The organism is Hymenobacter lapidiphilus (assembly GCF_003417065.2).
Lineage (GTDB): Bacteria > Bacteroidota > Bacteroidia > Cytophagales > Hymenobacteraceae > Hymenobacter.
In genome coordinates this window covers 159,128-182,171 of record NZ_QVLT01000005.1, presented here as the reverse complement: position 1 = coordinate 182,171, position 23,044 = coordinate 159,128, and the positions used below count along the sequence as shown (strand labels likewise).

The following is a 23,044-nucleotide window of genomic DNA, read 5'->3' as shown; positions in this document are numbered from 1 at the left end:
GCTTCGACTACGCTCTGCTTCGCTCAGCATGACGTTCCTTTTCAACCTCCTTTTAAATAAAGCAAAACGCCCGGCCAATGACCGGGCGCTTGCTGGAAAGGAAGGCTAGATTACGTTTTCGCGGTTGATGAAGGAGGGTACACAGGCGCGGATGTCGGTCTGACCGAGGATGAACTGAGCCACCCGGGCCATGCCCACGCCGGCACCGGAGTGCAGCTTTACATTGTGCTCCTTGTGGAAGTCAAGATGCCAGTCGAAGTCGGAGAGCTTTATGCCCTGACGGATGAGGCCTTCGAGCATCGAGCTGGTTTCGAGCTTGCGGGCGCCGCTTATCATGGCGTCCCATACTTTAATCACGGCCATACGCTTGGGGACCGTGCTCAGGTTCACGTTGCGGGAGGCGGCAGGAGCGGCGGCTACCATCTGCTGGGCGAGGATGGTGTTGTCGTTCATGGGTGTGGGTACCGGTATGGGTGAAAAAAGAAGGAAAAATCGGAGTCAAGCCCAGTTCGGGCCGCTACCGGCCGAATGAGGCGGGCATAAAAAAACCGCTTCGAAACCCGAAGCGGTGAAAGGCGAAAATGCCAGAAAAACAAACGAATCAACGGGAGAAACGACGGGGAAAATGCCCTTTCGGTCATCTCGCAGGACGGCGTTTCGCTCGTTTCCACTCTTCATCAGGAAATGTTGATTTAGCTGAAGCACGATGCAAAAGTACCAATTCGTTTTACCCTTGCAAGTTTTTAAATATTACCGTTATGTTACCAAATTGTTACGTCACCTGTTTTGCGGTTCTGCTCACCCCCAGACCACAGCCACCTATCCACCTGTTAATCAAACGAATTAAACCCAAAATTCTATTTCCTATAACTAGTATCAGCAACGTATCTTTGCTCATTATTCCTTACCTGATACTACTTGCCAAAACTCATCACATTAGCATAATCCAATTATTCGATTTTCTTCGCAGCCCCTTTACACTATATAGTAGTAAAAAAGCCACTTGCTTCCCCGCTGGTTTCCCGCTTTTACCTCAATTCTGTCTGCCCCGCAATCGTGTCCGCCCTTCTACAGGATTGACGAAGCTCCGGGCAACTTTCCTGGTACGGCCCGACCCAACGGCTACGCCACCCCGGCTGGCTGGCAGCAATTCGAACATCTTAACATAATTATAACAGGCCCGTTTCTTGCTAAACTAGATTCGCCGTCTATATTTGTTGGGGACGCCTTTTTGAGCCCCCTGTTCTTTCTTTTCTACTCGCAGCTATGAAAAAAGTACTACTCTCGCTTTTAGTAGTGGGCTCCCTAGTGTTGCCTCATGTGGTACGCGCCCAGGCCCCAGTGCCGGTTAACTACACCGAGCAGGTGGTGGTGGAAGGGGCCGGCCGTAGCTCCCTCTATACCCGCGCCCTCGACTGGGCCGAGCACAAGTTCACCTACGCGACCACCACTGCTCTGGTAGCCGACCCCGCCAAATCGGCTATTCGGGTTACGGGCACCGGCACGCTGAAGCCGGTGGATGCCCGCGGCCAGGACCAGAGCCTGACCGTGCTGTTTACCTTCCGTTTCCAGGCCACCGACAACGGCTACAGCTATCAGGTTAGCTCGTTTGAGGTAGTGCCCGACCCCCAGGCGCCCTCGCAGAAGGTACCGCTGGAGGAGTATCAGGCCGAGTTGCGGGCCAACCGCAGTAACGCCAAAACCTTCAACGACCGTCGCCTGGGCGCCCAGGCCACTTCGCTGGCCAGCGAAGCCGCCATGTCATTCCGCTCCTTTATGAACAGCCAGCCAGCCAACGACCACGTGGGCGTAGCCGATGAACAGCTGGGAGCCCAATAGCCGGCTTAAATAGGGCTAGAGCAAAAAGAGGAGGCCGCGTTGAGCGCGGCCTCCTCTTTTTGCTCTAGCCCCACTCTGCCTACCAGAAGCAGTGTTGCCAAGGCTTTCATGAAGGGCCAGCGGCTGGCCCGCCAACTCAGCTGGTGGGGCCGTTGTCTACCTTGGCCTCAATGGTCGTTTGCACGCTGGCTGCTACGGCCGAGAGTAAATCGTAGCCCGTAGCCTGCTCGATGGCATTAACGCTGGTGCGGTAGGTACTCCAGGTAGTGCTGATGCTGTTATCGTTGGGCGTGTCGATGGCAATAACACGGGTGCTGGTTGTTACGCGGGCCGCATCGCTGGTGCCTACGGGCAGCACCACCACTACTTTCCAGCAGCGAGCCGGTACGGTTACGCGGCCCTGGTCGAGGGTGGTTTTGTAGCCGGCCGAGCCGGTACCACCCTTGCCATAGCTGCCGGCAATAATATAGAGCTCGTTGCCCGCGTTTACGAGCGTGCGGCAGTAGTTTTCCAAATTGGCCCAGGCCCGCTGGTTGTTATTGGGGGCCTGCGGCATCATGTTGGTCATCAGGAAGGTAGCCGAGTTGTCCGCCACCGAGCCGGTGCGGTCGGCCGAGGGAGCATTATGGCCCCGGTCGAAGCCCGAACCCGTGTAGCTGCTGCTGGTAACGCGGTACCAGCCGGTGGGCAACGAGTTATCGGAAGCGAAATTATCCTGGCGTGGGGTACTGCCGAGCCAGGCGCTGCTCAGGTGCCAGCTTACCCAGTTGGGCGTGCCCCGGTCGCGGTGGTACGACATGCTGAACTGGGACTTGGTGACGAGGTAGTTCCAGTAGAAGCTGGTATTGGCCTGCGCACCGCTGGGGTTGCCCAGAGCCATGTTGTTGTCGCGGGTAGCAGTGACGGCATCGGCCACTTGCGAACTGATGGCGGGGCTGGCGGGTTCCACGGCTTCTTTGGAGCAGGAAACTGCCAGGCCGGTGAGCAGGGCCAGGCCCAGCATGCGAGAGAGGGTACGCGACATGAGATGGTTGTGAAGAAGTGGAAGAGAACTGAGGAATACAAAGTTGGCACATCATTCTGGTGGAGATGTTACCGCTATATTATCATATAGCCCCTGGCCAACTGCCTTACTACCTACAACTACGCGAAAAGCCCCACTGGCCTGCAACCAGCGGGGCTTTCCGGCTTACATAGCCATCAACAAAACGAATAGTACACCTAAATAAATTTTACGTGCTAGCCCGGCAATCAGGGCCGACCAGCTTAGCGGTCTTGCGTGAGCACCAGCCGCTGCCGGCCTACCAGACGGCCGGCGGCATCGTTCACTATGGCCTGGTACACACCAGCTCCCAGGTTGGGGACCGTTGCTTCCGTGGCATTGCGCAGCGGCTGCCGGCTTACCAATGCCCCCTGCATGGAGTAGAGTAACAGCTCATATCCTCCTTCGGGCAACCCCGACAGGCCCCCGATGCGCAACTGGCTGCCTGCCGGGGCCGGATTAGGATACAGCACCAGCGCTCCGGCCGGGGCCCGGCGCGTTACGGCAACCACCGCCGAGTACGTTTCTGTACCATCGAGGTCGACCTGGCGGAGGCGGTAGTAGAGCAGACCAGCCGGTAGCTGGGCCGCAGCGGCATCGGTGAGGGTATAAAACTGGTTTCCGGTGCTGGTACCGGCAGCCTGCTGGCGCCCTACGGCCACGAAACCACGGCCGGCCTGCGCCGAACGCTCTACCTCGAAATAGTGGCTGTTGACTTCGGTAGCCGTTTCCCAGCTAACATCAACGGCCAGACCGCTGGCGCGCGCCCCGAAGGCCGTCAGCTGCACGGGCAGCGGGCCGGTAGGCTTTACAATGATAGTTGGGAAGCCGGTAGGCCGATCTTCGGCGAAGGCGAAAAAGATGCGGACATCATTCAGCAACGCCACGCCGGTGGCCAGTTCTACTTCCACCCAATCGAAATCCTGGGTGGTCAGAAAGGCAACCTCAAACTGCCCGCCCGCCAGCAGCTCCAGCTTGAGCAGACTGCTGCCCGTAGCCGTTTCTACCAACGTACCGCCATTTGCGCCGCTGTATGTTCTGATACGGATGTTGGAAAGCACGTTGACATCGACCAGCCCGGTGCCCAGGCCCAGCCGTACGCCAGTCAGGTTACCCGCTTTACCGGGTCCATTGAGGCGCAGCTTCAACCGCGGAGCAGTGAGTACTTCCACCAAGCTGCTTACGGTAGCAAAGTTGCCCGTCAAGTCGTTGTCGGCCGCCAACTGCGGATTGCGGATGAGGCCGGCGGTGCCGCCCACCTGGAAGTTGTTAGCCGTGTTGGCAAACGATGACAGCCGGGGCTGCTGGTCGCGGAACGTGCTGGGCGTTACGCCGAAGCCGTAGTACACCCGCAGATTATTAAGCAGATCTACTACGCTGGTGCGCTGCAACTCTATCCGGTCGAAAGGCTTGATAGTGGTAAAGCGCACCACAGATTGCCCATCGGGTAGTAACTCTAATTGCAGCAGGTCGCGGCCGCTGGCCTGCTCCTGTTTCACGTCTCCCTGGTAAGTGGTAATGCGCAGTTTATCGAGTACGCTTACGTTTAGCAGGGTGCCCGAGCCCAGCACGAAGCCCGCCACGTAGCCGGCCGGGGCCGGTCCTTCGAGCTGGGTTTGCAGGGTGTTCGGGCAGCTTACACCGACTAAAGCGTTGAAGGTAGCAAAATTGGTCAGGTCGTTATCAACGGTGTTCTGGGGGTTACTCACCCCACTGTTCACGCATATGGTAATGCCATTGTCGTCCTTCACCGTCGTGCTGTAGTTGTCCGTTGAAGGGTTTTCGAAGCGCGTGACCAAACCATCTGTTTTGTCGATTACGTTGGCATCAATGGCGTAGGCGTAGAATACGTTGAGGCTATAGCCCAATGCAACCAGGGAGCCAGCCTCCAGCTCAATCTGGTCGAAGGGCTTAGTGGCGACAAATTCGATTCGCGTCGCGTCACCACCCGACCCCAGTATTGCCTGTATCAAGTCTGCACTCACTGGTACCGACTCCTGCTCCACCGAGTTTAAAAAGGTGCGCAGCCGCAGCCGGCTAACTAAATTGACGCTTGCCAGATTGAGCAGCCCGCCATTGCGGCTCACCACCACACCAGCCCGATAATTTTTAGGAGCAGGCAAGGCTAAATCCATGCGCAGTTTCACGTTGTCGGCCAAAAGCCCAACTGGCACATTGATAGTGGCGGCCGAATTGAAATTCCCATCAGCCGCCTGACCGGCCTGTGAAACACTACCGAAACAAGTCGTAAGAAGCACTACAGTGGTGCAGCTTTGGGTGAAGCTGGTACCTTCAGCTCCACCTGACGAGTAGATGGGCGCACTGGCTGCCGAAGTCGTTTGGGCCGCGAGCAGAAGCGCGGCCAGCAGCACCAGCAGGCGACTGCCGCGCCAGGTACCGAATGAGTAGAGAGTAGACATAAGCAGCAAGTAATAAGTTGATAGCCATGCGTATGCAGGCCTGCCACTTATTGCCAACTACCCGGCCAGCTCTACTTTTAATGCCTTGGCCTTTGATTATCAATATATTAAGAATATTGTAACTTTTACTTATTGTCCCAATACGGGAAAACCATCCATAAGCGGGATTTTTTGGTAAGCCGGCTATTCCCGCTTATACTCGCACTCCTGACCGCTTCGCTCCTCTCCTTCCCTGAAAACAACCTTCTCAAGATTAGAACGCTTCCACAGTTCTGTTAGCTCTCAGAGCCTTGCAGCCCGGGCACGTTCTGGCCTTTTCCCCTGCGCATGAGCTCTACTTCTATCTCGATTTTCATTGTTGAGGATAACGACTGGTATGCCGAACTATTGGCTTACAAGCTAACCCAGAACCCCGATTATACCGTTCGTCGCTTCGCTACTGCCCAGTCCTGCCTCGACAGCCTGAGCGAGCCACCCGACATTATTACGCTCGATTATACCCTGCCTGATGGCCGGGGCGATGAGGTGCTGCGCCGGCTAAAGCAGCGCCTGCCAGACGTATCCGTAATCATTATTTCGGCCCAGGAGGATATTCGCACGGCCGTTGGGCTGCTTCAGCAGGGAGCCTATGAATACCTGGTGAAAGACGAGGAAACCGCCGACCGGCTATGGTTTACGGTGGGCAACATTGTGCAACAGCTGGCCCTGCGCCGCGAAAACACCCAGCTGCGCAAGCAAATTGGCCAGAAGTACGATGCGCGGCGGGCCATCCGAGGCCACAGCCCGGCCATGCGCCAGCTGTTCACCCTCATCGACAAGGCCGCCCGCACCAACATTACCGTGTCTATTGTGGGCGAAACCGGCACGGGTAAAGAGTTGGTCGCCAAGGCTATTCACTATGGATCCGACCGACGCGAGGCGTCCTTTGTAGCCGTGAACGTGGCCGCAATTCCGCGCGAGCTGCTGGAAAGCGAGCTGTTCGGCCACGAGAAGGGCGCCTTTACCGGCGCCGTGGCCCGGCGCGTGGGCCGTTTTGAGGAAGCGCACCGGGGCACGCTGTTTCTGGATGAGGTAGCCGAGCTGGATCTGAGCCTGCAGGCCAAGCTGCTGCGGGTGCTGCAGGAGCGCGAGGTGTGCCGGGTGGGCGGCAACGGCGCTATTGCCTTCGATGCCCGCCTGATGGTGGCCACGCACTGCGACCTGGCCCGCGAGGTGCGGGAAGGCCGGTTTCGGGAAGACCTGTACTACCGCCTGCTGGGCCTGCCCATCGAACTGCCCCCGCTGCGCGAGCGGGGTGACGATGTGCTGCTGCTGGCCGAGGGCTTTCTGCAGGAGTTTTGCCAGCAGAACAGTCTGGTGGCCTGTACTCTTTCGGAGGAAGCCCGGCAGAAGCTGCTGCGCTACTCGTTTCCGGGCAACGTGCGCGAGCTGAAGGCCCTGATAGAGCTGGCGGCCGTGCTGGCTGAAAACGGCACTATTGCCGCCACCGATCTGCCTCTGCGCAGCCCCCACCCCGCCGCCGACACCCCAGGCGTGGCCCTGCCGGCCGATGAGTCGCTGCGGGCCCAGACAACGGCCATTGTGCAGCACTACCTCGACCGCTACGAAGGCAATATCCTGCAGGTAGCCGCACAGCTGCAAATCGGCAAATCCACTATCTACCGCATGCTTCAGAACAAGGAAGTGCAACTTCCCTAAGCGCACCGGCGGTTTACTACCTTACCGCTCCGGCAGTGGTAGAATGGCCAAGCCGGCTTCGGTACCCACCGGTCAGCAACTGGTTCTTATCAGCTTCACCTATCATGGACTCTATCCGGTATCGGCAGCAGGCCCGGCAGCTACGGCAAGCGCGCCAGCAGCTGGCCCTCCTGCGCCAGCAACTGGCGGCCACTACCGAGCAGGCCGAGGCGGCCACCCACCTCTACGACGCGCTGCCGAGCTTCGTATTCGTTTTCGACCTCCCCTCGGGTAGCCTGCACTACTGCAACCGCGTTGCCGAAACCCAGCTAGGCTACTCGGCGGCCGAGCTGCGGGCCATGGGTCCGCGCGTGCTAGAGGTGCTGATGCCCACCAACGAGGCCGAGGGGCTGCGCCGCCACTACAACGAGGCCCTCGATCTGCCCGATGGCAAGCTGCTGTCCTTCGACTACACGATGCAGCACCCTACCGGCACTGTGCGCTGGTTGCGGCTGACCAGCACGGCCTTCGCCCGCGATGCGCAGGGCGGCGTTACACAAGTGCTGAGCAATGCCGAAGACATAACCCGCTGGAAAATAGCCGATGAGCAGCGCCGCTCGGCCAACCGTCGCCTGGCCGAACAAAACCGCCTGTTCCGGCAGGTGATTGACACAGTACCCAACCTGATTTACCTCAAGGACAGCAAGGGCAATTACGTGCTGGCCAATGAAGCCACCGCCCGCTTTTACCATCTCTCGCACGAGGAGCTGCTCCGGGCCACGCTACCCGAGCTGGAGGCCCGCTTTCCGAGTATGGCCCGGTACCGCCGCCAAGACAGGCAGGTAATGACCTCGGGGCAGGAAATAGACGAAGAAGCCCCCCTGACTGATGGTCTGGGCCAGATACGCTGGTTCCGCACAGTCAAGCGCCCTTTCGTACTCACCGATGGCACTGTGCAGGTGCTGGGAGTGGATAACGACATCACCGAGCACAAGCATACCCAGCAGGCGCTGGAGAAAGCCAAGGAAGCTGCCGAGCAGAATGCGCAGTCCCGCCAGAACTTTCTCACCAACATGAGCCACGAAATCCGGACCCCGCTTAACGGCATTGTGGGACTCACCGGGCTGCTGGCCAAAACCCCACTCACCGACGAGCAGCAGCTGCTACTCGCCCACGTACAGGATTCGGCCGATAACCTGCTGGTGCTCATCAACGATGTGCTGGATATGGCCCAGCTTGGCGCGGGCCGGATGCGGCTCGAATGCGTGCCCTTCGACCTGGAGCAGGTGCTACGGGCCTGCTGCCAGGCGCTGCTGCCTACGGCCACGGCCAAGGGCATCAGCCTGCGCCTGCAGCTGCCGCCCGCCGGAGCCGGCCCGGCCCGCATGCTCGGCGACCCTCATCGGCTCCGGCAGGTCCTGGTCAACCTGCTCGGCAACGCCGTGAAGTTTACGCCCAAGGGGCAGGTACTGCTTACCTACGAATGCCTCAACCCTGCCTCTGCCACGCCGCAGTACCGGTTTTCGGTGCTCGATACGGGCATTGGCATTGCTCCCGAGCAGCTGCGCGAACTGTTTGAGCCCTTCACCCAGGCATCGGCCAGCACGGCCCGCGAGTTTGGCGGCTCGGGGCTGGGACTGAGTATTTCGCGGGGCCTGGTTGAATTGCAGGGTGGTGAGCTGACGGCCAGCAGCGAGCCGGGCCGGGGCAGCACGTTTCGCTTCACGCTGGCCCTCGCGCGGCGCCGGCGGCCCCACCCGCGCTGCCGGCGCCGGCCCCCAACTACCAGCGGCTGCGCGGCTACCGCATACTGCTGGCCGAAGACAACGCCGTAAACCAGCTGCTGATGCAAACCATGCTGCGCGGCTGGGGCGTGGTAACCGACACGGCCTCGTCGGGGAGGGCGGCGCTGACGCTGTTCCGACAGCACCACTACGCAGTCGTGCTCATGGACATTCAGATGCCGGGGCTTGATGGCGTGGCGACGACGCAGCTGCTGCGCCAGCACCCCGACCCGGCCCGCGCAGCCACGCCCGTAGTTGCCCTCACCGCCCACGCCATGCCCGGCGACGCCGAGCGCTACCGCGCCGCCGGCCTGGATGGCTACCTGGCCAAGCCCTTCCGCGAGCAGGCCCTGTTTGCACTCCTGATTCAGTTGCTAGGTCTTTCCCCGGCCGCAGATGCCCATCGTCCTGCCCAGCTGGCTGCCCCAGAACCGGACACCATCCAGCCGGTTGCTGCAACTGCCGACCGTCCTCCGCTGTATAGCCTTGCGTCGATAAACCGCCTCTCGGGCAACGATGAGGCATTTGTGCGGCGGCTGGTAACCCTGTTCATTGAAACCACCCCTCCTGCTGTAACCCGACTGGAGCGGCACTTACAGCAGCGGCAGCCCACCGAACTGGCGGCAGCGGCCCACTTCCTCAAAAGCTCCACCGATGGTTTGCAGCTGTTCAGCCTGCGCCCCGTGTTGCTGGCCCTGGAAGCCGTGGCCACCGGCTCTACTCCGCCCGACTGGCCTCAGCTGGCCCGGCTCGTAGGGCAGGTGCGCGTTACGGTTGAAGAGGTAGTTCGGCGGCTGCGGGAGGAGTTTCCGGCTTAGGCCAGGCCCACCGGCAGCACCGGTTCTGCGTCGTTAGCACAACCCGAAAGGGCAAGCACATAATTATACTGCAACTTAGGTGGCGTGTTTCGGGTTAGATATGGGTGCGGCAACGCCAGCGGACGCCCCTTCGGGACCGGCCGGGGCAGCAAGCCGGATTATTTCTTCATTTCCTCCCCTTTTTATGACTGCCTTCCTGATTTTTCTGGGCATTGCCCTCGCCACGGCTCTGCTGGCTTTTGATACTATTGATAACCTCAAAGCCATGCTGCAGCCGCAAACCGTGCCCGTGCGCAACGGCAAGTAGCCCTGGCACTGGTATAGCCATAAAAAAGGTCTCTGCTACAGCAGAGACCTTTTTTTATCCTTCCTTCCTGAGAGAAGCAGGCGGTATGCTAGCGAATTACGAGCTTGCGCATCTCACTGGCGTTATCGGCCTCCAGCTTCACATAGTAGAGGCCGTTGGCAAACTTGCTCAGGTCGAGGGTGCGGCTGTACCGGTCGCGGAGCTCCGTGAGCGACTCGCGGTACATAACCGTACCGATGACGTTGAGTATGCGCAGCTCCAGTTTACGGCCCTCGAAACCGTTGATATTGATGTGCACGATGCCGGTGCTGGGGTTGGGATACACCGTCAGTGCCTTCTCTTCGGCGGCAACGGGAGTTTTGCCGGGTGGCTGGGCCTGGGCTGGTGCCCGAAAGCCCGGTACGGCTACAGTGGTTAACAAAGCCAGCAAAAGAATACGTAGGAGTGTAAGCATATAGCGCCTTAATGAGGTGAACCCGAAACAGTTTCGGGTTGACTGTTACTAAACGACCAGGGAGAAATTTAGGTTAACAAAAATACTCGCTCATTCTGGTAAAGCCATAAAATAGTACGCATCATCGATGAATAGATTTGTTAGCCGTTTCCTCTCACGCCTTTAGCCGCCGAAATAAGTTGGACGTTATCATTATTGGTGGAGGGCTGGGGGGCCTGTGTGCGGCCCTCGACCTAGGGCGGCGCGGCCACGCCGTTACGCTGGTCGAGCGGCGGCAGTACCCGTTCCACCGGGTGTGCGGCGAGTACGTATCGAACGAGGTGCTGCCCTACCTGCGCCGGCTCGGGGCCGACCCGGCCGCGCTGACACCCGCCCGCATCACCCGGTTTCAGGTTAGCTCGCCGGCCGGCGAGCTGTTGAATGCGCCGCTCGATCTGGGCGGCTTTGGCATCAGCCGTTACGTGCTCGACGAATTTTTGTACCATCGGGTGCTGGCCGCGGGCGTTACGGTGCTGCACGCCACTGTGGCCGATGTAGAGTTCGACCCGGCCACCGATACCCACGCCGTGCTGCTGGCCGACGGCCGCAGCTTACCGGCCCGGGTGGTTATCGGTACCTACGGCAAGCGCAGCGCCCTCGACCGGCAGCTGGAACGGCCCTTTTTCACGCAACGCTCGCCCTACCTGGGCGTGAAGTACCATTTGCGCTACCCCGATATGCCGCGCGACCTGATTGCGCTGCACAACTTTGCCGACGGCTACGCGGGTATTTCGGCCATCGAGGACGACAAGTTCTGCTTCTGCTACCTCACCACGCGCCGCAATGTAAAGGCCCACGGCACCATTCCGCAGCTGGAGGCCAACGTACTGGCCCGCAACCCCCACCTGCGTCATATTCTGGAAACGGCCGAGGTGCTGTATCCGCAGCCCGAGGTTATCAACGAAATTTCCTTCGCCCCCAAAACCTGCCTGGAGCGCCACGCCCTGCTGGCCGGCGACGCCGCTGGCCTTATTACCCCACTCTGCGGCAACGGCATGGCCATGGCCATCCACGGGGCCAGCTTGGCCGCCACCCACACCGATGGTTTTCTGCGTGGCCACCTTAGCCGCCCGCAGCTGGAAGCCGCTTATACCACCGCCTGGCAAGCGCATTTTGGCCAGCGGCTGCGGGTGGGCCGCGCCGTGCAGCGCCTGTTTGGCCAGCCTCTGCTTAGCGAACTGGCAGTCAGCGGTCTGCGCCGCTGGCCCAGGGCCGTACGGGCCCTGATGCGCCGCACCCATGGCGCCGAATTTTAGGCTTTTAGTACTCAAGCCCAATGTCATTCCGCTCGGTATTAAGTTCAATCATCATAAAGCTGTAACCCAACCGGCACGATTTTTACGTAAACTGCCCCAATGAGTAGTTATTTGTGTGCCATTGGCACCGCCAACCCGCCCTACCGCATTCCGCAAACGCAAATTGCCGACTTCATGGCCGCTGCCCTGGAGTTTGACGAGCGCGCTACCCGCAAGCTCCGCGCCCTGTACCGGGTTTCAGGCATCGGCCACCGCTACTCGGTGCTACCTGATTATGCGCGGGTGAACGGAGAGTTTGAGTTTTTCCCGAATACGCCGGGCCTGGAGCCCTTTCCGGCGGTGGGTCGGCGCATGGCCGAGTACCGCCGCTTTGCTCTGCCGCTGGCCATAGAGGCCGTGCGCGCCTGCTTGGAGCAGCTACCAGAGGTCGAGCTAAGCTCGGTTACCCACCTGATTACGGTGAGCTGCACCGGCATGTACGCACCGGGGCTGGACATTGAGCTGGTGGGCGCGCTGGGCCTGCCGGGCCACGTACAGCGCACCTGCGTGAACTTTATGGGCTGTTACGCAGCCGTGAATGGCCTGAAGCTGGCTGACGCGTTCTGTAAAGCCACGCCCCAGGCGCGGGTGCTGGTGGTATGCGTAGAACTGTGCACGCTGCACTTTCAGAAAAGCGCCGAAGACGACCATTTGGTATCGAACGCCCTGTTCGGCGACGGGGCGGCGGCCGTGCTGGTGCAGGGCACCCCGGCCGCGCACCGGCCCAGCTTGGCCCTCACGGCCTTCCACTGCGACCTGGAGCCCGACGGCCACGCCGACATGGCCTGGCACATCAACGATTTTGGCTTCGAAATGACGCTCTCGTCGTATGTGCCGCGCATGATTCAGGACGGCATCGGGCAGCTCACCCAGCGCCTGCTGGCCGATTTGCCGGTCGAGCTGGCCGATATCCGGGCGTTTGCCATTCATCCCGGTGGCCGCAAAATCCTCGAATCCATCGAACAGGCGCTGGGCCTGAGCACGCACGACAACCGCTACGCCTACGCTGTGCTGCGCGAGTACGGTAACATGTCGTCGGCGACGGTGCTGTTTGTGCTGGCCCGACTGATGCGCGAGCTGACGGCCGCCGATAACGGAGCGCCCGTGCTCAGCTTCGCTTTCGGCCCCGGCCTTACCTTGGAAGCCATGCTGCTGACGGTGGCCTCGGAAAATATGGACGGCGTGAAGAACCTGGTGGAGGGTGTGGTAATGGAGGTGAACAATGACACGCAGCAACCCCAAGCCGTGCTGGCCTCCTGAGTTTCACTATCAAAAGCGAATAGCTGCCATTAGCGCTACGCTCCCAACAGCCGTTAAGCACGTTTTGAACTGCTTATTCACAATACAAAAGCTATCAGCCATCAGCTGAAAGCTACTAGTTAAGATCATGGCTGACTTGCGTACCCGCTCGGAGCAGGATGAGCTAATGGACGACCTCACGCTGGCGTCCGATGAGCTGCGGCAGAACCTCGATGAGCTGGAAACCGTGAACACCTGGCTCGGCGGCTACGCCCCGGTGCTCGACGCGCTGGCACGCCTGCGGCCCCGTTTTCCGGCCGGCGCCCCTGCGCGTGGCCGATTTGGGCAGCGGCGGCGGCGACACGCTCCGCCAGATTGCCCGCTGGGCCCGCCGCCGCCGGGTGCCCGTCGAGCTGGTTGGCATCGATGCCACGCCTTCATGCTCGACTACGCCGCCGCCAAAGCCCAAGCCTACCCCGAAATCAGCTTCCAGCAGGCCGACATCTTCGCTCCCGACTTCGCCCGCCAGCCCTTCGATATTCTCACGGCCAGCCTGTTCTGCCACCACTTCTCCGATGAGCAGCTGGTGCAGATGCTGGCCCAGTGGCACCGCCAAGCCGGGCTGGCTGTCATCATCAACGACTTGCACCGCCACCCGCTGGCCTACCACAGCATACGCTGGCTCACGCGGCTGCTGGGCGGCTCGCGCCTCGTCCGCCACGACGCGCCGCTGTCAGTCGCCCGCGCCTTCACCCGCCCCGAGCTCGAAGCCCTGCTGGCCGCCGCTGGCATCCGGAACTACACCCTGCGCTGGCGCTGGGCCTTTCGGTGGCAACTGGTTATCAGTGCTTAATGCTTAGGCCGTTATTGAATCAGTGCAGAACGTCATGCTGAGCTTGCCGAAGCATCTCTACCGCAACAGTAATCCTATACTACTGCGGTAGAGATGCTTCGGCAAGCTCAGCATGACGTTCTTTTGACTTTCATCATCAGCTACGCACCTATAATCAGCCCCATAAATCGGCGGCTACCCGGAACGTGTTGGCGTGGGCCTCTACGATGTCGATGATGCTGGGCGAGTAGCCGCCGCCCATGCACACCACTACCGGCAGGCCGTGCTGGTGGCAGAGGCCAAGCACGTAGGCGTCGCGCTGGCGGCAACCCTCGCGGCTCAGGCCCAGGTGGCCCAGCTTATCGGTAGCCAGCACATCTACGCCGGCCAGGTAAAACACGAAATCGGGTTGGTGCTCGGCCAGCAGGCGGGGCAGCGTATCGCGCAGCAGCGCCAGGTAAGTAGTGTCATCGGTACCGTCGGGCAGCGGCAGGTCGAGATCCGACTGCTCCTTGCGGTGCGGGTAGTTGCGGGCGCCGTGTACGCTGAGCGTGAACACGCGCGGCTCGTGGGCGAGAATAGCGGCCGTACCGTTGCCCTGGTGTACATCAAGGTCGATGATTAACACCCGGCGCACGCCTAATGCGGGGTGCGCCAGCAGATAGGCGGCGGCAGCGGCCTGGTCGTTGAGCAGGCAGAACCCCTCGCCCCGGTCGCGGAAGGCGTGGTGCGTGCCGCCGGCGATATTGAGCGCCACCCCGCCACTGGCCAAAGCCCGGCGGGCACACTCCAGCGTACCGCCCAGAATGGTGGTTTCGCGGTTAATCAACTCCGGGCTCCATGGAAAGCCGGTGGCCCGCTCCTCCTGCCGGCTCAGCTCGCCAGCCTGTAAGCGGCGGAAATAGTCGGCGTCATGTACGCGCAGCACATCGGCTTCGGGGGGTGGCTGGGGCGCAAAAAAGGCCGATTCGGGCACCGTTCCCTCGCGCAGCAATTGCTCGGGCAGCAGCTCGTACTTGAGCATGGGAAAGCGGTGGCTAGCCGGCAGCGGATGGGCATAGACGGGGTGCCAGGCAATGGAGAGCATGCGCGGGGCTGAAAGGGGGAATAATGCAGAAAAAATGTGCCTTTTTAGCCAACGGCGCGGCGACTACGGGCGCTATTGGCTAACCGGCGGCGTGATGCTTCGGCGGCACTTAGCCCAGCTTCGGCTGCTTTAGCCGCCACTGTCTCAACGCAAAAATAACCGCCGGATAAGGGCGGTTATTTCCGGATTTATCGGGCTTTTGTGGGGCGTATCGGGCTCGAACCGATGACCCCTACCTTGTCGAGGTAGTGCTCTGAACCAACTGAGCTAACACCCCCTGAAGATCAATCTGCAGGACCTGCCTGGCGGCAGCTGCAGAGGCCAAAGATATGGTAGCCCCCCGGTAAACCCAGCTGCCTGGCGTACAAAATTAGGGTTTGCCCACCTGTTGCAGTGTAACCTTCGCCGCATGAGGCAGTATAGGGCTACTAAAGCGGCCGGCCCTGTATCGGCTTCGCTCATTCTACTCTTACTATTTACGACTTTCCGTCCCATGAAAAACCTTATCTCTCCTCTGCTGCTGGCCTCCGGCCTCCTGCTTAGTGTACCCACCTTGGCGCAGACCACCGGCCCCGACGGCGTCCGTTCCTCTACCGACTACCCGGCAGCCTCCGGTGGCTCCGACTCACGCAACACCGGCTTTGGTATTAAAGGTGGTTTCACGGCCGCCCATTTCCGCGGCGACGACAAGAAGAACTACTCCGATGAAGGCGTTTACAACACCTTCCACGCTGGCATATATGCCCAATACGGCTTCAGCGACAAGATTTCCATTCAGCCCGAACTGCTGTACAGCCGCCAGGGCTTTGCCGGCAACAATGGCCTGACCAACGCCCAGGGCCAGAAAATAAACGGGGCTTATGACACCCGCCTCGACTACATTCAGGTGCCCGTGCTGCTGGTGTACAACATCCTCGATAATGTGAGCATCCATGCCGGCCCGCAGGTTTCGCTGCTGACTAAAGTGCGCGAAAACGGGGTAGAGCGCAAAATTGCCAATGAAAACGGCAACTTCAGCTACGCGTACAACAGCCTCGACTACGGCCTGGCCGCTGGCCTGGAGGCCCGCGTGGGCCCGGCCCGCGTAGGTGGCCGCTATGTAGCAGGCTTCAATGAAATTATTAAAGACCAGGACTTTACCAAAACCGGCAACCGCGCCCTCACCGATATCAAAAACGGGGCGTTCCAGGTGTATGTCGGCATTGGTTTCAACCGCTAGCCGGCCCCAGCCTTCAATAAACAAAGAGGAAGCCCGCGGGCTTCCTCTTTTGCGTTTCTCTTCTCTGCCGTATGCCGCTTTCCGTTGCCGATTTACCTGCCCTCAACCACGCCCGCGAGCTGATGGCCGAGCGCGGCATGGTGCTACTCGGGGTGTGGGGGCTGCTCAATCTGGTTGTGAGTGGCTACTATGTGGCGCGCATCGATGCGCGCACCGCGGTCCACCACTTCCACTTTATGAACGTGGCCTGGAACGTGGTGAACACGCTGGTGGCCGTATGGGGCGTTTTGCAGGCCAACCCCTGGGGCGTAGCTAGCCTCTCGCTGGCCGAAAGCCTGGCGGCCCAGGCCCGCTTCGAGAAACTGCTGCTGCTTAACGCGGCGCTCGATGTAGGCTACCTGCTCATCGGCCTTTGGCTGCACCACCGCGCTGCCACCGCCGAGCGGCCCGAACGCCTGCACGGCTACGCCCGCTCGCTACTGCTACAAGGAGGCTTTCTGTTCTTTTTCGATTTGGCCTTCTATTTCGTTTACCACCAGTTTGCGGCGCAGCTAGGCCAGTAAAATAAACTGTCGGTAGGCAACGGTCCTCGGGAAACAGCAGCTACATGTGCCACTGTTTCCCGAGGACGGCTTTCTTCAGCCTGCAACTGGCTTACTTTTTTCCGACCAAGGCTTCCTTTATCTTCTCGTTGAAGTTGGGGATGTCCTGAGGGTTGCGGCTGGTGATGAGGTTGCCATCGATTACCACGGTTTCGTCGATCCAGTGGCCGCCGGCGTTTTTAACATCGGTTTTCAGGCTGGGCCAGCTGGTGACTTTTTTGCCGCGCACCACGTCGGCTTCAATCAGCACCCAGGGGCCGTGGCAGATGGCGGCTACGGGCTTGCCCGAGCGCACGAACTCGCCCACGAAGCTCACTACCTCCGGCTTGGTACGAAGCACGTCGGGGTTCATCTGGCCGCCGGGCAGTACCAGGGCATCATAATCGGCCACTTTTACCTCGCCGATTACCTTATCCACATCTACTTTGTCGCCCCAGTCTTTCTCGTCCCAGCCCTTAATCGAGCCGCTTTTCAGCGAAATAACGTGGGTTTCGGCACCTTCTGCCTCAAGGTATTTTTTGGGCTTTTCGAGTTCCGACTGCTCGAAACCATCGGTGGCGATAATGGCTATTTTTTTGCCCTTGAGGGCGTCGCTTCCAAAAATGCTCATCGTAAATAGGGGTTAGGTAGAAGAATAAAAAAACCGAAAGCGCCGGGCGCCTTCGGTTCTTCTCTAACGGCTGATGCGGCTGGAAGTTGAGCAGGATTTTGGCTTTGGGCCACCGGGGCCTGCTATCCGTCTTCGCCTTTGCGGGCTTTTTTAAACTGTTTGCGCAGCTCCCGAACCCGCTCGTCGAATCCATCGGGCTCGTAGTCCACCTCGTTTACATCGAGTTGTTCGAGCAGCTCCATCAGGGCGGGCGAGTGCTCGGTGCGGGTGCCGCCCGGCAGGCGCACCAGGGTCATTTCCGACCACAGCAGGGCTTTTAGCTGCAGGCCGTCTTCGCGCAGCATCTGCATTTCCACTACCAGATTCGAATTATCAAAATGAATGAGCTGGGTACGGATGCGCACTGTTTCGGCGTGGCGGGCGGGCCGTAGGTAAGCAAGATGGTGCTTGGTAATTACCCAGCCGGCGGCCTGCTCCTGCGCCTGCTGGCCCAGATTCAGCGCGTAGTGCTGCAGGGCGTGCTCTTCGCGGGCGTTAAGGAAGTAGTCGAGGTAGCGGGCGTTGTTGAGGTGGCCAAGCATGTCGCAGTCCTGAAACCGGATGCGGTGAATGGTTTCGGGCGTCTGAACGAGGGAGGCGGGCATAAGAAAACGGGCGGTGGAAAAGCGGGCCGGAAAGGCTGGCGAATCGAATTGGGTACGGCTATTTCTTGCGGGCCCGCATCTGCTCCTGCACCTGCTTCTGCTTGGCTTTCAGCTGCTGGTATTGCTCGGGACTGAGCACCTGTTGCAGTTCGCGGTCAGAAGTAGCGTTGATGCTTTTCAGCTCGGCCAGCAGCGCCGGACGGTTGGTTTTTAAGCGTTCCTGGGCTTGCTGAGCCTGCTTCAGGGTGCTGGTGAAAATCTGCCGGACGCTGCTGCGCTGCTCATCCGTCAGGCTCAGCTGCTCGGTCAGCACGTCGGTCAGGTCGCGGGCGGCGGGCGGCGCGGCAGCCACCGCTTTGGTTTCGGCCCGCACCTCGCGGCCCGATTTGACGGGGGCCGCGGTAGTGCTGGTAGCAACAGCGGCCGGCCGGCGGGCACAAGCGCTGCCCAGCAGCCCGGCCGCCAGCACCATCGCCAAAGGAGTACGGAAAGTCATAAAACAGAAATTCAGGGAGCGAAAACCCTACCTACGCGAAAAGCCCCGTCGGGTCTGGTTTCAGTGGTTAGCGGAGAAGTGAGAAACGGTACGTCATTCTGAGCGAAGCCGAAGCATCTCTACCACATTGGTAATCCTGACGCCTGCAACGAAGCGGTAGAGATTCTTCGACTTCGCCTCCGGCTTCGCTCAGAATGACGCGCTTACCATTAACCTCTCAACTGGCCTTGAGCTGCTGGGCCGTGTAGTGGGCCAGGGCCATGATGGTGAGCATGGGGTTGACGCCGCTGCAGGCCGGGAAGGCCGAGCCGTCGGCCACGAACAGGTTTTTTACTTCGTACAGCTCGCCGGTCGGACTAGCCGGGTGGGTGGCCCGGTCGCCGCCCATGCGGCAGGTGCTCATTTGGTGGGCGCTGTACAGGCCGAACTGGTTGGCTTTCCAGCTGAGCTGGGGCAGGTTGTCGAGCACTTCGGGGTTGAGCAAACGGCTGTTTTCGGCGTGCAGCAGCGGCAGCGAGCCGTGGGGCAGCAGCACCGTGCGGGCCCCGGCGGCCACCTGTATTTCGGCCGCCGCGCGCACCCCGCGCAGCATGTTGTGGCGGTCGAAGTCGCTTAGGGTATAGTCAATCAGCGCCTGGCCGTGCTTGTCGACGGAAACCCGGCCGCCGTCCCGGTCGCGGGTGAGCACGATGAACGAGCCCAGGTGAGCGGCCTCGTGCATCAGCTCCTTATGCTGGCGGCCCGAAAGCCAGGGCATCACCATGCTCATCAGGCCGGGGTGAGCGGGCGGGGTTTCGATTTTAGCGCCGAAGTTGGTGCCGTCGAGCATCGTGAAGCCGTCATTCACCACCGACATCATCGGCCCGTGCCAGGAGTTCATGCGCTGCGGATATATGCCCGAAACCACCACCGTGGGGTGCAGGTGCAGGTGCTGGCCCAAGTGCGGATGGCGCAGGCCGCTGCGTAGCAACAGCGCCGGCGTCTGCACGGCCCCGCCGGCCACTACCACCCGCTTGGCTCGTACCGTTACGCGCACCGGCCGGCCATCGGGGCCGGTGTAGGTGGCCTCGGCACCGGTGGCGCGGCCCTGGGCCGCGGTTACGCGCGTTACCTCGGTGTCGCACAACAGCCGGGCACCGTGCTCGAAGGCGGTTTGCAGGTAGGTATTGAGCGTGCCCTGCTTCACGTCGTGTCGGTCGCCGAAACAGCTGTAGCCCATGCCGGCAAAGTGCGCGTCGTCCTCGGCTTCCGGGTGCTTTTCGTTGCGCGGAATCAGTTTCACCTCCTGCCCCAGCCGCCGCGAGCCATCGAGCAGCGCCTGGTTCTGGCCGTTGTGGCGCACGTAATCAATGTTCACGCCCAGCGTACGGCTCACGGCATCCAGGCTCTGCTTGAACTCCATCGACGTGAAATGCGGTGCCTGATGCTCGCGGGCCCATTCCTGCAGCACGTAATCGGGCGTGCGGAAGGCTCCGGCCCAGTTGACGGTGGTGCCGCCACCCAGACAGGAACCGGCCAAGATAGCCACGCCACCATCCTGGGTACCCAGCGTGCCGCGGGCGTCGTAGAGCTGGCCCAGCATATCTACCTCGCGCTGCGAAAAGTCGGTGCCGTGGAAGTAGGGGCCTTTTTCGAGCACCAGCACATCGTGGCCGGCAGCGGCCAGCTCGCCGGCTACCACTCCGCCCCCGGCCCCGCTGCCAATCACCAGCACGTCGCAGTCGTAGGTAACATCCTGCGTGGGTTGCAGCGTCTGGAGGGGCCGGGCGGGAGCGGGTTCTGGCACCACGGTTTCGGCCGGCATCTGGGGGCCGTCGTAGCCGATGGCCTCCCACACAAAATGCGCCTTTTCGGGCTGCGAACCGCCGTAGTACAGGAATACGCACAGCTTACGCAGCGCCTGAAACCCCTTCCGCAGCTGCCCTACCTGCGAAGAAGCCCAACTCTGCAGCAGCTTCTCACGCTGCTCCGCATCAAGTTTTACAAACGGTTTGAGGGCCCCGAACCACGTTAAGCCCAGCGCCGGCGAATCGAGCAGCCGCAGCAGTTGCCCAAACTCCTGCTGCGCCCCCGCCGGCTGCGCCGACAGCGCCTCGGCCATTTTATCCAAATCGATGCCTTCGGAGCCGCGGTGGGCCCAGTACGCAGCATCGGTAGCGTTGGGGGGCACTGGCAGGCCGGGAATAAACGTATCGGCGAGGGCGCGCAGGGTGGCGCGTTGGGCTTCGGTAAACTGCATGACGGGTTGGGGAAACGGGCGGCAACACCCACCGGAAAGCGGGCCCTAAAAGGTCGGTAATTTTCCTGGAAAATACTCGGCTTGCATACTAATAGTAAATGAGGAGCGTGTCATTGCTTCGTCGTGCCTCCTCGCAATGACACGCTCCTCATTTACTCATTCGCCGCTACAGCCAGCGCAGCAGCAGGTTTACCATTTTCTTCACTGAATTGGTGTAGGGCGGGTATAGGGGCTTGAGGGCAGTGAGGCCCACGCGCTGCTTGAGCACCGATTTTTCGTTGCTGAAAGCCAGGAAACCGGCGTGGCCATGGCAGCGGCCGACCCCGCTGTTGCCGAAGCCGCCGAAGGGTAGCTCGGGGTGGGCCAAGTGCAGAATGGTTTCGTTGACGCAGGCTCCACCGGCCGGGATATTCTGGAGCAGGTAACGCTGGTTCTCCTTGTCCTGCGTGAATACGTAGAGTGCCAGCGGCTTGGGGTGGGCGTTTACCGCATCAACGGCTGCCGAGAGGCTGCCGAAGGTGAGAACCGGCAGCAGCGGCCCGAAGATTTCCTCCTGCATTATCCGGCTGTCGGTGGGCGGGTCGAGCAGCACAGTGGGCTCGATGAAACGCTGGCCGGCATCGGTAGAGCCGCCGAAAGCGACTTTGGTGCCGCGGGCCTGGGCATCTTCGAGCAGGCCGGCCACACGCCCAAAATGGTGGTCGTTTACGAGGCGGGCATAGGAGTCGGACTCGCTGACGGGCCGGCCCTCGGGCGAGTAGAAGCGCTGGGTGGCGGCCTGCATTTCGGCTACCAGCTGGTCGCGTACGGCTTCGTGCACCAGCAGGTAGTCGGGGGCCACGCAGGTCTGGCCGGCGTTTACGCCCTTGCCCCAGATGATTTTCTCGGCCGCATCGCGCAGGTCGGCGGTTTCATCCACTACGGCCGGGCTTTTGCCGCCCAGCTCCAGCGTTACGCTGGTAAGGTGTTCGGCGGCGGCGCGCATCACAATTTTACCCACCTGCGGACTGCCCGTGAAGAAAATGTGGTCGAAGGGCAGTTTCAGCAGCTCGGTAGCCACGTCCTTATCACCCTGCACTACGGCTACTTCAGCCTCATCGAACAGCTCGCCGCACATGCGGGCCAGCAGCTCGGCCACGGCGGGCGTCATCTCCGAGGGCTTGATGATGGCCGTGTTGCCGGCGGCCAGAGCCGAAATTAGCGGGTCGATGGCCAGGTAGAACGGGTAGTTCCAGGGCGCGATAATCAGCGTAACCCCCTTGGGCTCGGCCTGTACCCAGCCGTTGGTGCCTACCAGGGCCATGGGCGTGCCTACCCGGCGGGGGGCCGCCCATTTCTCTAGGTGGCGCAAAGTATGGCGCAGCTCCGTCTGCGACGACCAGATTTCGGTGACGTCGGTTTCGACGGCGGGTTTGCGAAAATCAGTGTACAGCGCCTCCTGGATAGCTTCCCTGTTATCAGTCAGCCAGTTATCGAGGCGGCGCAGACGGGCAGCACGGCTGCTCACTGCCTCGCGGCGCAACGCCTCGGCGCGGCCCTGCTGGCGGGCAAACAGCGCAGGAATGGATAGTTGGGTGGCCACGGGGGCAAGGGGAGCGGAAACCATAGGGCGGGGAGTTCGGGCGGAAAAATGAGCAGCGCGACAGTCGTACCGCTGACTACTCATACTCACAAGCTTAGCCAATTGTTCAGCTACCGCATGCCCCCGGCCCGGAATAGCAGCGGCAAAACCGTAGCTTGCGAATGCCCTGCCGGGCGGGTTTCTCCTTCCTCCAACCCTACCTCTATGCTCACCCGAAACAGCTACTTCATCCGCGAACACGTGGGCGCCTTCAAATTCAAGGACACCTACGATATTCTCGACCCCGAAACCCAGCAGCAGCTGGCCTACGCAATGGAATCTACGCCCGGCTGGATACTAGCCCTGCGGCTGCTGGTGGGCAAGCAGATGCTGCCCATAACCATTGCCGTACGCGAGCAGGCCGAGTCGCCGCCGCTGTTTCGTATCGAGCGGGGCTTCACGTTTCTGCGCTCCAAAGTGTACGTGTACGATGCCCAGGATCAGCCTGTAGGCTACTTCAAAAGCAAGCTTTTCACGCTGGGGGGCGGCTTCAATGTGTACTCGCCGCAGGATGTGCTGGTGGCCGAGGTGAAGGGTAACTGGAAAGGCTGGGATTTTAAATTCATCAGTGCCTCGGGCCAGGAAATCGGCCTCGTTACCAAGAAATGGGCCGGCCTGGGCCGCGAACTGTTCACTACCGCCGACAACTACCTGATTTCCATCCATGACATGGGGGAGCAGCAGGCCGCCTCCAACGTACTACTCCTAGCCGCCGGCCTGGCCATCGACACTGTGTATAAGGAGCAGTAGGGCTTAAGGAAGAGGGTCATTCTTCCTTAA

General features: G+C 60.7%; 21 protein-coding genes and 1 tRNA gene. 11 read left to right on the top strand and 11 right to left on the bottom strand.

Features of this window, described 5'->3' with window-relative positions:
* Nucleotides 1-105: 105 nt before the first annotated feature.
* Nucleotides 106-453 carry a hypothetical protein gene (locus tag D0N36_RS04890; RefSeq protein ID WP_116940288.1) on the bottom strand — a complete coding sequence of 116 codons (348 nt, stop codon included), beginning with the start codon at nucleotides 451-453 and terminating at the stop codon, nucleotides 106-108.
* 813 nt (nucleotides 454-1,266) lie between these two features.
* Here D0N36_RS04890 and D0N36_RS04885 point away from each other — a divergent pair.
* Entirely contained in the window at nucleotides 1,267-1,839 is a 573-nt protein-coding gene (locus D0N36_RS04885; RefSeq protein WP_116940286.1) for a DUF4468 domain-containing protein, read from the top strand.
* A 136-nt stretch (nucleotides 1,840-1,975) separates the two neighbouring features.
* Here the strand turns inward: D0N36_RS04885 and D0N36_RS04880 are convergent, their stop codons facing one another.
* Entirely contained in the window at nucleotides 1,976-2,863 is an 888-nt protein-coding gene (locus D0N36_RS04880; protein WP_116940284.1) for a DNA/RNA non-specific endonuclease, read from the bottom strand.
* Between the two features lie 242 nt (nucleotides 2,864-3,105).
* Nucleotides 3,106-5,301, bottom strand: a complete 2,196-nt coding sequence (locus D0N36_RS04875; protein WP_116940282.1) for a T9SS type A sorting domain-containing protein — start codon at nucleotides 5,299-5,301, stop codon at nucleotides 3,106-3,108.
* A gap of 327 nt (nucleotides 5,302-5,628) precedes the next feature.
* Here D0N36_RS04875 and D0N36_RS04870 point away from each other — a divergent pair, with 327 nt between their 5' ends.
* The 4 genes from D0N36_RS04870 to D0N36_RS19895 all read left to right on the top strand — a co-directional run bounded on the left by D0N36_RS04870 (nucleotide 5,629) and on the right by D0N36_RS19895 (nucleotide 9,887).
* Nucleotides 5,629-6,999: a sigma-54-dependent transcriptional regulator gene (locus D0N36_RS04870; RefSeq protein ID WP_116940280.1), complete on the top strand. Its 1,371-nt coding sequence runs from the start codon at nucleotides 5,629-5,631 to the stop codon at nucleotides 6,997-6,999.
* A 104-nt stretch (nucleotides 7,000-7,103) separates the two neighbouring features.
* Complete coding sequence (locus D0N36_RS04865) at nucleotides 7,104-8,813, top strand: PAS domain-containing sensor histidine kinase (RefSeq protein WP_116940278.1); 1,710 nt, start codon at nucleotides 7,104-7,106, stop codon at nucleotides 8,811-8,813.
* An 11-nt stretch (nucleotides 8,814-8,824) separates the two neighbouring features.
* Entirely contained in the window at nucleotides 8,825-9,580 is a 756-nt protein-coding gene (locus tag D0N36_RS04860) for a response regulator (RefSeq protein WP_116940276.1), read from the top strand.
* Nucleotides 9,581-9,764: 184 nt separating this feature from the next.
* Nucleotides 9,765-9,887, top strand: coding sequence for a hypothetical protein (locus D0N36_RS19895; RefSeq protein ID WP_262895296.1), 123 nt, complete (start codon nucleotides 9,765-9,767; stop codon nucleotides 9,885-9,887).
* Between the two features lie 88 nt (nucleotides 9,888-9,975).
* Here the strand turns inward: D0N36_RS19895 and D0N36_RS04855 are convergent, their stop codons facing one another.
* Nucleotides 9,976-10,341 (bottom strand): T9SS type A sorting domain-containing protein, encoded by a 366-nt coding sequence (locus D0N36_RS04855; protein WP_116940274.1) that lies wholly within the window; start codon nucleotides 10,339-10,341, stop codon nucleotides 9,976-9,978.
* Nucleotides 10,342-10,520: 179 nt separating this feature from the next.
* Between D0N36_RS04855 and D0N36_RS04850 the strand changes: the two genes are divergently transcribed.
* The 3 genes from D0N36_RS04850 (at nucleotide 10,521) to D0N36_RS04840 (ending at nucleotide 13,767) form a co-directional block, all read left to right on the top strand.
* On the top strand, nucleotides 10,521-11,636 hold the full coding sequence (locus D0N36_RS04850) for an NAD(P)/FAD-dependent oxidoreductase (RefSeq protein WP_116940272.1): 1,116 nt from the start codon (nucleotides 10,521-10,523) through the stop codon (nucleotides 11,634-11,636).
* A gap of 99 nt (nucleotides 11,637-11,735) precedes the next feature.
* Entirely contained in the window at nucleotides 11,736-12,935 is a 1,200-nt protein-coding gene (locus tag D0N36_RS04845) for a type III polyketide synthase (RefSeq protein WP_242478801.1), read from the top strand.
* 127 nt (nucleotides 12,936-13,062) lie between these two features.
* A complete protein-coding gene (locus tag D0N36_RS04840) occupies nucleotides 13,063-13,767 on the top strand; it encodes a methyltransferase domain-containing protein (RefSeq protein WP_242478800.1) in 705 nt (234 codons plus the stop codon).
* A gap of 154 nt (nucleotides 13,768-13,921) precedes the next feature.
* Here the strand turns inward: D0N36_RS04840 and D0N36_RS04835 are convergent, their stop codons facing one another.
* Nucleotides 13,922-14,833, bottom strand: a complete 912-nt coding sequence (locus D0N36_RS04835; RefSeq protein WP_116940270.1) for a histone deacetylase family protein — start codon at nucleotides 14,831-14,833, stop codon at nucleotides 13,922-13,924.
* A gap of 202 nt (nucleotides 14,834-15,035) precedes the next feature.
* Nucleotides 15,036-15,110: transfer RNA gene (locus D0N36_RS04830), tRNA-Val, on the bottom strand.
* 216 nt (nucleotides 15,111-15,326) lie between these two features.
* On the opposite strand from D0N36_RS04830, the gene D0N36_RS04825 reads away from it, so the two are divergent.
* Nucleotides 15,327-16,052: a porin family protein gene (locus D0N36_RS04825; protein ID WP_190242519.1), complete on the top strand. Its 726-nt coding sequence runs from the start codon at nucleotides 15,327-15,329 to the stop codon at nucleotides 16,050-16,052.
* Nucleotides 16,053-16,123: 71 nt separating this feature from the next.
* Nucleotides 16,124-16,615, top strand: coding sequence for a DUF6992 family protein (locus tag D0N36_RS04820; protein WP_116940266.1), 492 nt, complete (start codon nucleotides 16,124-16,126; stop codon nucleotides 16,613-16,615).
* A 91-nt stretch (nucleotides 16,616-16,706) separates the two neighbouring features.
* On the opposite strand, the gene D0N36_RS04815 is transcribed toward D0N36_RS04820, so the two are convergent.
* The 5 genes from D0N36_RS04815 to D0N36_RS04795 all read right to left on the bottom strand — a co-directional run bounded on the left by D0N36_RS04815 (nucleotide 16,707) and on the right by D0N36_RS04795 (nucleotide 22,249).
* Complete coding sequence (locus D0N36_RS04815; protein WP_116940264.1) at nucleotides 16,707-17,264, bottom strand: type 1 glutamine amidotransferase domain-containing protein; 558 nt, start codon at nucleotides 17,262-17,264, stop codon at nucleotides 16,707-16,709.
* A 122-nt stretch (nucleotides 17,265-17,386) separates the two neighbouring features.
* Nucleotides 17,387-17,908 carry an acyl-CoA thioesterase gene (locus D0N36_RS04810; protein ID WP_116940262.1) on the bottom strand — a complete coding sequence of 174 codons (522 nt, stop codon included), beginning with the start codon at nucleotides 17,906-17,908 and terminating at the stop codon, nucleotides 17,387-17,389.
* Nucleotides 17,909-17,966: 58 nt separating this feature from the next.
* Nucleotides 17,967-18,404: a hypothetical protein gene (locus D0N36_RS04805; protein ID WP_147320757.1), complete on the bottom strand. Its 438-nt coding sequence runs from the start codon at nucleotides 18,402-18,404 to the stop codon at nucleotides 17,967-17,969.
* Between the two features lie 217 nt (nucleotides 18,405-18,621).
* Nucleotides 18,622-20,643: an FAD-dependent oxidoreductase gene (locus D0N36_RS04800; protein WP_116940258.1), complete on the bottom strand. Its 2,022-nt coding sequence runs from the start codon at nucleotides 20,641-20,643 to the stop codon at nucleotides 18,622-18,624.
* Between the two features lie 166 nt (nucleotides 20,644-20,809).
* Nucleotides 20,810-22,249 carry an aldehyde dehydrogenase family protein gene (locus D0N36_RS04795; protein WP_116940256.1) on the bottom strand — a complete coding sequence of 480 codons (1,440 nt, stop codon included), beginning with the start codon at nucleotides 22,247-22,249 and terminating at the stop codon, nucleotides 20,810-20,812.
* Between the two features lie 180 nt (nucleotides 22,250-22,429).
* On the opposite strand from D0N36_RS04795, the gene D0N36_RS04790 reads away from it, so the two are divergent.
* A complete protein-coding gene (locus D0N36_RS04790) occupies nucleotides 22,430-23,014 on the top strand; it encodes a phospholipid scramblase-related protein (RefSeq protein ID WP_116940254.1) in 585 nt (194 codons plus the stop codon).
* Nucleotides 23,015-23,044 lie beyond the last annotated feature (30 nt).

Coding starts and splice junctions, on each gene's coding strand:
- D0N36_RS04840 (WP_242478800.1), top strand. CDS start 13,063: ATGGCTGACTTGCGTACCCGCTCGGAGCAGGATGAGCTAATGGACGAC.
- D0N36_RS04815 (WP_116940264.1), bottom strand. CDS start 17,264: ATGAGCATTTTTGGAAGCGACGCCCTCAAGGGCAAAAAAATAGCCATT.
- D0N36_RS04790 (WP_116940254.1), top strand. CDS start 22,430: ATGCTCACCCGAAACAGCTACTTCATCCGCGAACACGTGGGCGCCTTC.
- D0N36_RS04825 (WP_190242519.1), top strand. CDS start 15,327: ATGAAAAACCTTATCTCTCCTCTGCTGCTGGCCTCCGGCCTCCTGCTT.
- D0N36_RS04810 (WP_116940262.1), bottom strand. CDS start 17,908: ATGCCCGCCTCCCTCGTTCAGACGCCCGAAACCATTCACCGCATCCGG.
- D0N36_RS04885 (WP_116940286.1), top strand. CDS start 1,267: ATGAAAAAAGTACTACTCTCGCTTTTAGTAGTGGGCTCCCTAGTGTTG.
- D0N36_RS04875 (WP_116940282.1), bottom strand. CDS start 5,301: ATGTCTACTCTCTACTCATTCGGTACCTGGCGCGGCAGTCGCCTGCTG.
- D0N36_RS04845 (WP_242478801.1), top strand. CDS start 11,736: ATGAGTAGTTATTTGTGTGCCATTGGCACCGCCAACCCGCCCTACCGC.
- D0N36_RS04805 (WP_147320757.1), bottom strand. CDS start 18,404: ATGACTTTCCGTACTCCTTTGGCGATGGTGCTGGCGGCCGGGCTGCTG.
- D0N36_RS19895 (WP_262895296.1), top strand. CDS start 9,765: ATGACTGCCTTCCTGATTTTTCTGGGCATTGCCCTCGCCACGGCTCTG.
- D0N36_RS04860 (WP_116940276.1), top strand. CDS start 8,825: ATGCAAACCATGCTGCGCGGCTGGGGCGTGGTAACCGACACGGCCTCG.
- D0N36_RS04855 (WP_116940274.1), bottom strand. CDS start 10,341: ATGCTTACACTCCTACGTATTCTTTTGCTGGCTTTGTTAACCACTGTA.
- D0N36_RS04835 (WP_116940270.1), bottom strand. CDS start 14,833: ATGCTCTCCATTGCCTGGCACCCCGTCTATGCCCATCCGCTGCCGGCT.
- D0N36_RS04820 (WP_116940266.1), top strand. CDS start 16,124: ATGCCGCTTTCCGTTGCCGATTTACCTGCCCTCAACCACGCCCGCGAG.
- D0N36_RS04880 (WP_116940284.1), bottom strand. CDS start 2,863: ATGTCGCGTACCCTCTCTCGCATGCTGGGCCTGGCCCTGCTCACCGGC.
- D0N36_RS04865 (WP_116940278.1), top strand. CDS start 7,104: ATGGACTCTATCCGGTATCGGCAGCAGGCCCGGCAGCTACGGCAAGCG.
- D0N36_RS04870 (WP_116940280.1), top strand. CDS start 5,629: ATGAGCTCTACTTCTATCTCGATTTTCATTGTTGAGGATAACGACTGG.
- D0N36_RS04795 (WP_116940256.1), bottom strand. CDS start 22,249: ATGGTTTCCGCTCCCCTTGCCCCCGTGGCCACCCAACTATCCATTCCT.
- D0N36_RS04890 (WP_116940288.1), bottom strand. CDS start 453: ATGAACGACAACACCATCCTCGCCCAGCAGATGGTAGCCGCCGCTCCT.
- D0N36_RS04800 (WP_116940258.1), bottom strand. CDS start 20,643: ATGCAGTTTACCGAAGCCCAACGCGCCACCCTGCGCGCCCTCGCCGAT.